This window comes from Kitasatospora sp. NPDC057198, from assembly GCF_042670125.1.
In the GTDB taxonomy this organism is placed as follows: Bacteria; Actinomycetota; Actinomycetes; order Streptomycetales; family Streptomycetaceae; genus Kitasatospora.
In genome coordinates this window covers 1-7,131 of the sequence record NZ_JBHUWH010000404.1, presented here as the reverse complement: position 1 = coordinate 7,131, position 7,131 = coordinate 1, and the positions used below count along the sequence as shown (strand labels likewise).

Sequence of the window (7,131 nt, the reverse complement as noted above, 5' to 3'; positions counted from 1 at the left end):
GCCGTGTGCTGCTGAGCCGGTTGCAGGCACGCCGAGGTTCCGCTTCGCGGCGAGGGGGGGTTGGGGTGGGGGAGAGGGCGGCGGTGCTCGGTCGTGTGCTGCTGAGCCGGTTGCAGGCACGCCGAGGTTCCGCTTCGCGGCGAGGGGGCGGGGCGCCGGAGACGGCGGCGCTGGATCACGCGATCCTGAGCCGGCTGCAGGTGCGCTGAGGTTCCGCTTCGCGGCGAGGGGGGTTGGGGCGAGGGAGGCGGCGGCGCTGCTCGGCCATGTGCTGCTGAGCCGGTTGCAGGCACGCCGAGGTTCCGCTGTGCGGCAAGGGGGCGGTGCTGGGCCGTGCGATTCCGGGTCGGGGGTGGGCGTGGTGGGGGCGGCGGTGGTGTTCGGCCGTGCGGTGCTGAGGCGGGGGCGGTGGTGGGTCAGTCCTCGGTGAAGTAGTGGTCCTCGTTCAGGTCGTCGAGCAGGCCCGGGTGGGTGGGGTGCCAGTCGAGGAGGGTGCGGGTGGCTTCGGCGGAGGCGGGCATGTCGAGGGGGACGAGGAGGGACAGGAAGCCGAAGTGTTCGGCGGCGCGGGTCTCTTCGACGGGGGCGGTGGGGAGGCCGAGGCGGATGCCGATGTGTTCGGCGATCTCGCGGAAGGGGACGCCCTCGTCGTCGACGGCGTGCAGGCGGGTGCCGGCGGGGGCGTGTTCGAGGGCGAGGCGGTAGAGGCGGGCGGCGTCGAGGGTGTGGACGGCGGGCCAGCGGTTGGTGCCGTCGCCGAGGTAGCCGGAGGTGCCGGTGGCGCGAGCGGTGCGGATCAGGGTGGGGACGAAGCCGTGCCGGTCGAGCGGGCTGTGGACGACCGGGGGGAGGCGGACGACGCTGGTGCGCACGCCGTCGGCGGCCGCGTCGAGCAGGGCCCGTTCGGCTTCGGTGCGCGGGGCGCCCGGGGCGACCCGGGTCTCGAGGGAGAGCTGCCCGGGGGCGCCGCCGGCGCCCGTGCCGCCGGTGCCGACGAGGGGCTTGCCGGTGCCGGCGAGGGCTTCGACCAGGGCCCGGACGGCCTTCAGGTCGTCGGCCATCGCGCCGGCGTAGTCGCCGCCGAGCATCGCCTCGTGCTTGAAGGCCAGGTGGACGACGCCGTCGGCGGCCGCGGCAGCGGCCCGCAGGCCGTCCAGGTCGTCGAGGTCGCCGCGGCGGACGTCCGCGCCGAGGGCGGTGAGGGCGGCGGCGGAGGCGTCGGAGCGGGCCAGGCCGGTGACCCGGTGGCCGGCGGCGAGCAGGTGGGGGACGAGGGCGGAGCCGAGGTGGCCGCTGGCTCCGGTGACGAAGACGTGCATGGGGGGACCTCCGTGCTGGGTCGAGTGATGAGACCTTATCCCATCACCATAGCCCCTGCGGCGCAGTGATGCGACCAAGTCCCGTCGCGTAGACTTCGGATCATGGCCAGATGGGACCCGAACGCCCGCGAGCGGCTGGAACGCGCCGCGCTCGACCTCTTCGTCCGGCAGGGCTACGACCGCACCACCGTCGCCGAGATCGCCGAACGCGCGGGCCTGGCCAAGAGCACCTTCTTCCGGCACTTCGCGGACAAGCGCGAGGTGCTCTCCGGCGGTGACGCGCTGGCCCGGCTGTTCACCGGCGCGATCGCCGCCGCCCCACCCGCGGCCGGCCCGCTGGAGGCCGCCGGGGCCGCGCTGGCCGCCGCCGGGGAGCACGCCTTCACCGCCGAGCGGTACGGGACCGTCCGCGAGCGCCAGCAGGTGGTCGCCGCCAACCCCGAGCTCACCGAGCGCGAACTGCTCAAGCGCGAGGCCCTGGCCGCCGCCCTCGCCGACGCCCTGCGCGAGCGCGGCGCCCCCGAGCCGGCCGCCGTCCTCACCGCCGCGCTCACCCTGCTCGCCCTGCGCACCGCCCTGGCCCGCTGGACCGACCGCCCCGGCCAGGACTTCACCGCCCTGGCCCGCGAGGCGCTCACCGCCCTGCGCGACACCGCCGCCACCCTCTGAAGGAGTCCCCGTGCGCCCGCCCGTCGCCGACATCGGCGAGCACGACGCCCTGATCGTCCGCACCGACTACAGCGACGGCCACGAGCCCGGCTGGCGGGCCCTGCGTGCCGCGCTCGGCGCGGACGTCCAACTGGTCGACGACCCGGCCTGGGCGGACGCCGCCCCGGCCGAGGCAGTGGCCGCCGCCCGGGCCACCGCCGACGGCGGCCCGAACGTGCTCTTCCTGGCCGACCGCACCGCGCTGACCGGCCCCGGCCACCCGCTGCTCGCCGTCACCACGCTGCGCCCCGAGGACTGCGCGGAGCCCGAGTGGTACGCCCAGGAGATCGAGCACGGCGCCGAGTTCCGCGCCCTGGCGGCGGCCGTCGAGGAGATCAACGCCAACCTGTCGATCGGCAACCTCGGCTTCGAGGAGTTCGCCGCCGCGGCCCGCCGCGACCCGGAGGGCTGCTACCGGCCCGCGGCCGGCGGCTGACCGCGGCCGGCCGACCGGACTGTCCGACCGGACTGTCCGAGCGCCCTGGGAGAATGGACCCGTACCGACCACCACGACCGGGGAGCTGACGCCGGTGCCCGAGGGGCATGTGATCCACCGCCTGGCCAGGGAGAACGACGCGCTGTTCGGCGGCCGCCCGGTCCGGGTGTCCAGCCCGCAGGGGCGCTTCGCGGAGGGCGCCGCGCTGATCGACGGGCGGGTGCTGGACGAGGCGCAGGCGCACGGCAAGCACCTGTTCCTCGGCTTCGGCGAGCACTGGCTGCACGTGCACCTGGGCCTGTACGGCAAGTACGCCTTCGGCACGGGCGAGCCCCCGGCGCCGGTCGGCCAGGTCCGGCTGCGGATGGTGGGCGACAGCGGCTACGCCGACCTGCGCGGCCCGACCGCCTGCGAGCTCCTCACCCCCGCCGAGAAGGCCGCCGTCCACCAGCGCCTGGGGCCGGACCCGCTGCGTCCGGGCGAGGCGGGCGACGCGGCGTGGCGGCGGATCTCCCGCAGCGGCAGCACGGTCGCGGCCCTGCTGATGGACCAGAAGGTGCTGGCCGGCGTCGGCAACGTGTACCGCGCCGAGGTGCTGTTCCGGCTCGGCATCAGCCCGCACCGCCCCGGCCGCGAGCTCTCCCGCGCCGAGTGGGGCGCGATCTGGGCCGACCTGGTCGCCCTGATGCGCGAGGGCGTGGCCGCGGGCCGGATCGACACCGTCCGCCCCGAGCACACCCCGGAGGCGATGGGCCGCCCGCCCCGGGTGGACGACCACGGCGGCGAGGTGTACGTCTACCGCCGGCACGACCAGCCCTGCCTGGTGTGCGAAACCCCGGTCCGCGCCGAGGAGTTGGCCGCCCGGAACCTGTTCTGGTGCCCGAGCTGCCAGCGGTCCTGACCGGCCGCCGGCCCGGCAAGCCTTGACGCAAGGTTGACCACGTCTTGGGCGAGGCCCCGGAACGCCGCTCCTATTGTCGGGTCCATGCCCGTGCAACCGTTCCAGGGCCCGCGCCCCACCCCGGCGCTCCCGGTCCTGCCGTACCGCAAGCCCACCCGGGGACGCGACTACTGGGTGCTGGACGACGTCCTCCCCGACCCGGACGCGGTGCGCGCCCGGCACCTGGCCCGCACCGACTGGGACGAGGGCTACCCGCACCGGCCGGAGTCCTGGCCCGGCCTGCGCGCGATGCCGGGGCTGGAACCGGACGAACTGGCGCACGTGGAGGCGCTGGTGCGGGCGGCCACCGGGGCCGGGCGGATCTGGGCGCTGGACGAGACCGAGGGCGGCACCTTCAACCACAACTGCGTGCAGGTGGTCGGCGCGGGGGAGTGCGAGCCGCGCCCGCACACCGACTCGCGCTCGCTGTGCCGCTACGCCGCCGTGCTGTACCTCAACCCGGCCGTCCCGAAGGGCTGCGGCACCAGCTTCTACCGGCAGAGCTTCCCCGGCGGGCGCCTCGGCGGCAACAGCGTGATCGCCCCGCACAACAACCTGGTGGACGCCCTGGGCACCCGCTTCGTCCCGCCGGACTCCTTCACCGAGGACCTGGCCGTCCCGCACCGCCACAACCGGCTGCTGCTCTACACCGCCAACCTGATCCACACCGCGACCGCCTACCACGGCACGACGCTGGAGGAGAAGCGGATGACCTGCGTCTTCTTCTGGATGGCCTGATCCGTCGTCAGTGCGGTCCTGACCAGGCGTGATCTGCGCCACCGGGCCCGGACGCGCCCTTGCCGCCGCACCCGCGCCGGGCCTACGGTGGGCGGGCCGTGGTGCTCGGGAAGCCGGTGCACCGCGACGCCACGCACGTGCGCGTCGCGGGAGTCCGGAGCGGCCCTCGCCACTGTGATCGGGGAGTCGTCGGCTCCCACCCCGTGCCACTGGCCGCTCGCGGCCGGGAAGGCCGGGAGCCGGCGCGCAACACCCCGTCAGCCAGGAGACCGGCCACGGCATCTCACGAAGTGATCCACGAGGTGCTGGAGCGTGAACGCGGATGACCGCGCATGAGTCGACCCTGCCCGGGAACGAACCCGGATCCCCCCTTCCCTCCTTCCGCTGGCGGCGCGAGGACACCCTGCGCACGGCCGGCCTGATGGCGGTGATCCTGGCGCTGCACGCGGTGGCGTTCGGGACGCTGCTGTTCCTGGTGGCGCCGCACGAGTACAAGGTCGGCACCCAGGTGTTCGGCATCGGCCTGGGCATCACCGCCTACACCCTGGGCATGCGGCACGCCTTCGACGCCGACCACATCGCGGTGATCGACAACACCACCCGCAAGCTGATGGCGGACGGCCGCCGCCCGGTCTCGGTGGGCTTTTGGTTCGCCCTCGGGCACTCCTCGATGGTGGTGATCATGGCCGGTCTGGTGGCCGGCGGCACGGCGCTGGCGGGCACCCTGATGGACGAGGAGTCCGCCACCCACCGGGTGCTCGGCACCGTCGGCACCACCGCGTCCGGCGTCTTCCTCTACCTGATCGCGGCGCTCAACCTGGTGGCCCTGCTGGGCATCTGGCGGGTGTTCAGGGCGATGCGGGCGGGCCAGTACGACGAGGCCGAGCTGGAGAAGCACCTGAACGCCCGGGGCCTGCTGGCCCGGCTGCTGAACCGGGCCACCCGCTCGATCAGCCGCCCCGGCCAGATGTTCCCGGTCGGGATGGTGCTCGGCCTGGGCTTCGACACCGCCACTGAGGTGACCCTGATGGTGATGGCCGGCTCCGGCGCGGCCTCCGGGCTGCCCTGGTACGCGGTGGTCTGCCTGCCGCTGCTGTTCGCCGCCGGGATGAGCCTGTTCGACACCCTGGACGGCACGTTCATGAACTTCGCCTACCAGTGGGCGTTCTCCAACCCGGTCCGCAAGGTGTACTACAACCTGACCATCACCGGGCTGTCGATCGCGGTGGCCTTCGTGATCGGCACCATCGAGCTGGTCGCGGTGCTGCACGACAAGTTCGACCTGGCCGACCCCGTCACCGGCTGGATCGCCGGCCTCAGCCTGGACAACGTCGGCTTCGTGATCGTCGGCCTGTTCGTGGTGGTCTGGGCCGCCGCGATCGGCTACTGGCGGATCGCCAGGCGCTCCCGGACGTTCGCGGGGACGGGCGCCGGGGCCTCCTGACGCCCCGTCGGGCGGGCCGCGCAGTACAGTTCGGTGGACCTCCCGGCCGCCGGAGCGCGGCCCGCCCCGACCCGAACAGGGACCCCGCGTGCCGGAACCCGACCTCGTCACCCAGGCCCTCGCCCGCAACCTCAAGCGCCTGCGCCTCGAACGCGGCCACACCCTGGACGCGCTGGCCGCCCGCTCCGGGGTCAGCCGCGGCATGGTCGTCCAGATCGAACAGGGCCGCACCAACCCCAGCATCGGCACCGTGGCCCGGCTCGCCGACGCGCTCGGCGCCTCGATCGCCCGGCTGCTCGACTACGACGCCACCTCCGCCGTCCGGATCGTCCCCGCCGAGGACGCCGTCCGGCTGTGGACCGGCCCCGGCGGCGGCAGCGGCACCCTGCTCGGCGGCGCCGAGGCCCCCGGCCCGCTGGAGCTGTGGACCTGGCGGCTGCACCCCGGCGAGTCGCACGCCTCCGACCCGCACCCGCCCGGCACCTACGAGATCGCCCGCGTCGACGAGGGCGCCCTCACGCTCACCCTGGACGGCCGCGACCACCGCGTCCCGGCCGGCTCCACCGCCTCCTACGAGGCCGCCGCCGCCCACGGCTACCGCAACGACGGCGACGCGCCGTGCCGGTTCACCCTGGTCGTCTCCGTCCCCCCGCCGGGCAGGTAGCGCGAAGGGCCCCGGGGAAGCCCCCGGGGCCCTCTTCGCGCCGTCAGCCGCCGTACCGGCGCCGGTACAGCTCGACCCGGCCCTCGGTGTCCATCAGGCGGGCCCGGCCGGTGTAGAACGGGTGGCTCGCCGAGGACGTCTCGACGTCGACCACCGGGTACGCCCGCCCGTCCGCCCACTCGACCGTGCGGTCGCTCGCGGCGGTGGAATGGGTCAGGAACGACAGGCCCCCGGTCTTGTCCCGGAACACCACCGGGCGGTACTCGGGGTGGATTCCCTGCTGCATGGCTGCTCCTCCTCGCTGGGTGCGTGCTGGATCGGACGGGTGCGGGTCAGCGGGCCTCGCGGAACTCCACGTGCCGCCCGGCCACCGGGTCGAACTTCCGCAGGACCATCCGGTCCGGGTCGTTGCGGCGGTTCTTGCGGGTCACGTACGCGAAGCCCGTCCCCGCCGTGGACCGGAGCGTGACCACCGGTCGCAGTTCGCTGCGTGCCATCGTCTCGACCTCCCTCTCCCGGCAACGATTGCCGTTTTCACTACGCCACAACACGGACGCCCCCGCGGGCATTCCCCACCCGCCCAGCCGGTCCCGACAGGCGCCCTCCCGCCCCCGTTCGTACGCTCGGACCATGTCCGACGCGCACGCCGACCGACGCGAACGCCTCCGCGAGTACTGCAGCGCCTCCGGGGCCGACGCCGCGCTGATCACGCGCGCCGCCAACGTCCGCTACCTCACCGGCTGCCCGCCGCAGGGCGCCGCGCTGCTGCTCACCCGCGACCGCGCGGTGCTCGCGGTGCCCGAGGACGCGGAGCCCGAGGAGGGCGCCGGCCGGCAGCCCGACCCCGAGGTCACCCGGCTGCCGGTGCCCGCCGAGGCGGAC

General features: G+C 74.8%; 10 protein-coding genes and 1 riboswitch. Of the genes, 7 read left to right on the top strand and 3 right to left on the bottom strand.

Annotated features, from left to right (window positions below):
• Positions 1-416: 416 nt before the first annotated feature.
• A complete protein-coding gene (locus tag ACFUEL_RS31465) occupies positions 417-1,319 on the bottom strand; it encodes an SDR family oxidoreductase (RefSeq protein ID WP_380240256.1) in 903 nt (300 codons plus the stop codon).
• A 102-nt stretch (positions 1,320-1,421) separates the two neighbouring features.
• Between ACFUEL_RS31465 and ACFUEL_RS31460 the strand changes: the two genes are divergently transcribed.
• The 6 genes from ACFUEL_RS31460 to ACFUEL_RS31435 all read left to right on the top strand — a co-directional run bounded on the left by ACFUEL_RS31460 (position 1,422) and on the right by ACFUEL_RS31435 (position 6,249).
• On the top strand, positions 1,422-1,988 hold the full coding sequence (locus tag ACFUEL_RS31460) for a helix-turn-helix domain-containing protein (protein ID WP_380240254.1): 567 nt from the start codon (positions 1,422-1,424) through the stop codon (positions 1,986-1,988).
• A gap of 10 nt (positions 1,989-1,998) precedes the next feature.
• Positions 1,999-2,463, top strand: a complete 465-nt coding sequence (locus tag ACFUEL_RS31455; RefSeq protein WP_380240252.1) for a DUF6924 domain-containing protein — start codon at positions 1,999-2,001, stop codon at positions 2,461-2,463.
• Between the two features lie 94 nt (positions 2,464-2,557).
• Positions 2,558-3,364 (top strand): Fpg/Nei family DNA glycosylase, encoded by an 807-nt coding sequence (locus tag ACFUEL_RS31450; RefSeq protein ID WP_380240250.1) that lies wholly within the window; start codon positions 2,558-2,560, stop codon positions 3,362-3,364.
• Between the two features lie 84 nt (positions 3,365-3,448).
• Positions 3,449-4,141: a DUF6445 family protein gene (locus tag ACFUEL_RS31445; protein WP_380240248.1), complete on the top strand. Its 693-nt coding sequence runs from the start codon at positions 3,449-3,451 to the stop codon at positions 4,139-4,141.
• Between the two features lie 82 nt (positions 4,142-4,223).
• A riboswitch (cobalamin riboswitch) is annotated at positions 4,224-4,434 on the top strand.
• Positions 4,435-4,463: 29 nt separating this feature from the next.
• Complete coding sequence (locus ACFUEL_RS31440; RefSeq protein WP_380240246.1) at positions 4,464-5,585, top strand: HoxN/HupN/NixA family nickel/cobalt transporter; 1,122 nt, start codon at positions 4,464-4,466, stop codon at positions 5,583-5,585.
• Between the two features lie 88 nt (positions 5,586-5,673).
• Positions 5,674-6,249 carry an XRE family transcriptional regulator gene (locus ACFUEL_RS31435; protein ID WP_380240244.1) on the top strand — a complete coding sequence of 192 codons (576 nt, stop codon included), beginning with the start codon at positions 5,674-5,676 and terminating at the stop codon, positions 6,247-6,249.
• 43 nt (positions 6,250-6,292) lie between these two features.
• Here the strand turns inward: ACFUEL_RS31435 and ACFUEL_RS31430 are convergent, their stop codons facing one another.
• Entirely contained in the window at positions 6,293-6,535 is a 243-nt protein-coding gene (locus tag ACFUEL_RS31430) for a type B 50S ribosomal protein L31 (RefSeq protein ID WP_380240242.1), read from the bottom strand.
• A 46-nt stretch (positions 6,536-6,581) separates the two neighbouring features.
• A complete protein-coding gene (gene rpmG / locus ACFUEL_RS31425; RefSeq protein WP_344551435.1) occupies positions 6,582-6,746 on the bottom strand; it encodes a 50S ribosomal protein L33 in 165 nt (54 codons plus the stop codon).
• 133 nt (positions 6,747-6,879) lie between these two features.
• Here rpmG and ACFUEL_RS31420 point away from each other — a divergent pair.
• Positions 6,880-7,131: aminopeptidase P family N-terminal domain-containing protein (locus ACFUEL_RS31420; RefSeq protein ID WP_380240240.1), on the top strand; the 252-nt coding region annotated here is incomplete at its 3' end.

Coding starts and splice junctions, on each gene's coding strand:
- ACFUEL_RS31440 (WP_380240246.1), top strand. CDS start 4,464: ATGACCGCGCATGAGTCGACCCTGCCCGGGAACGAACCCGGATCCCCC.
- ACFUEL_RS31465 (WP_380240256.1), bottom strand. CDS start 1,319: ATGCACGTCTTCGTCACCGGAGCCAGCGGCCACCTCGGCTCCGCCCTC.
- rpmG (WP_344551435.1), bottom strand. CDS start 6,746: ATGGCACGCAGCGAACTGCGACCGGTGGTCACGCTCCGGTCCACGGCG.
- ACFUEL_RS31430 (WP_380240242.1), bottom strand. CDS start 6,535: ATGCAGCAGGGAATCCACCCCGAGTACCGCCCGGTGGTGTTCCGGGAC.
- ACFUEL_RS31445 (WP_380240248.1), top strand. CDS start 3,449: ATGCCCGTGCAACCGTTCCAGGGCCCGCGCCCCACCCCGGCGCTCCCG.
- ACFUEL_RS31460 (WP_380240254.1), top strand. CDS start 1,422: ATGGCCAGATGGGACCCGAACGCCCGCGAGCGGCTGGAACGCGCCGCG.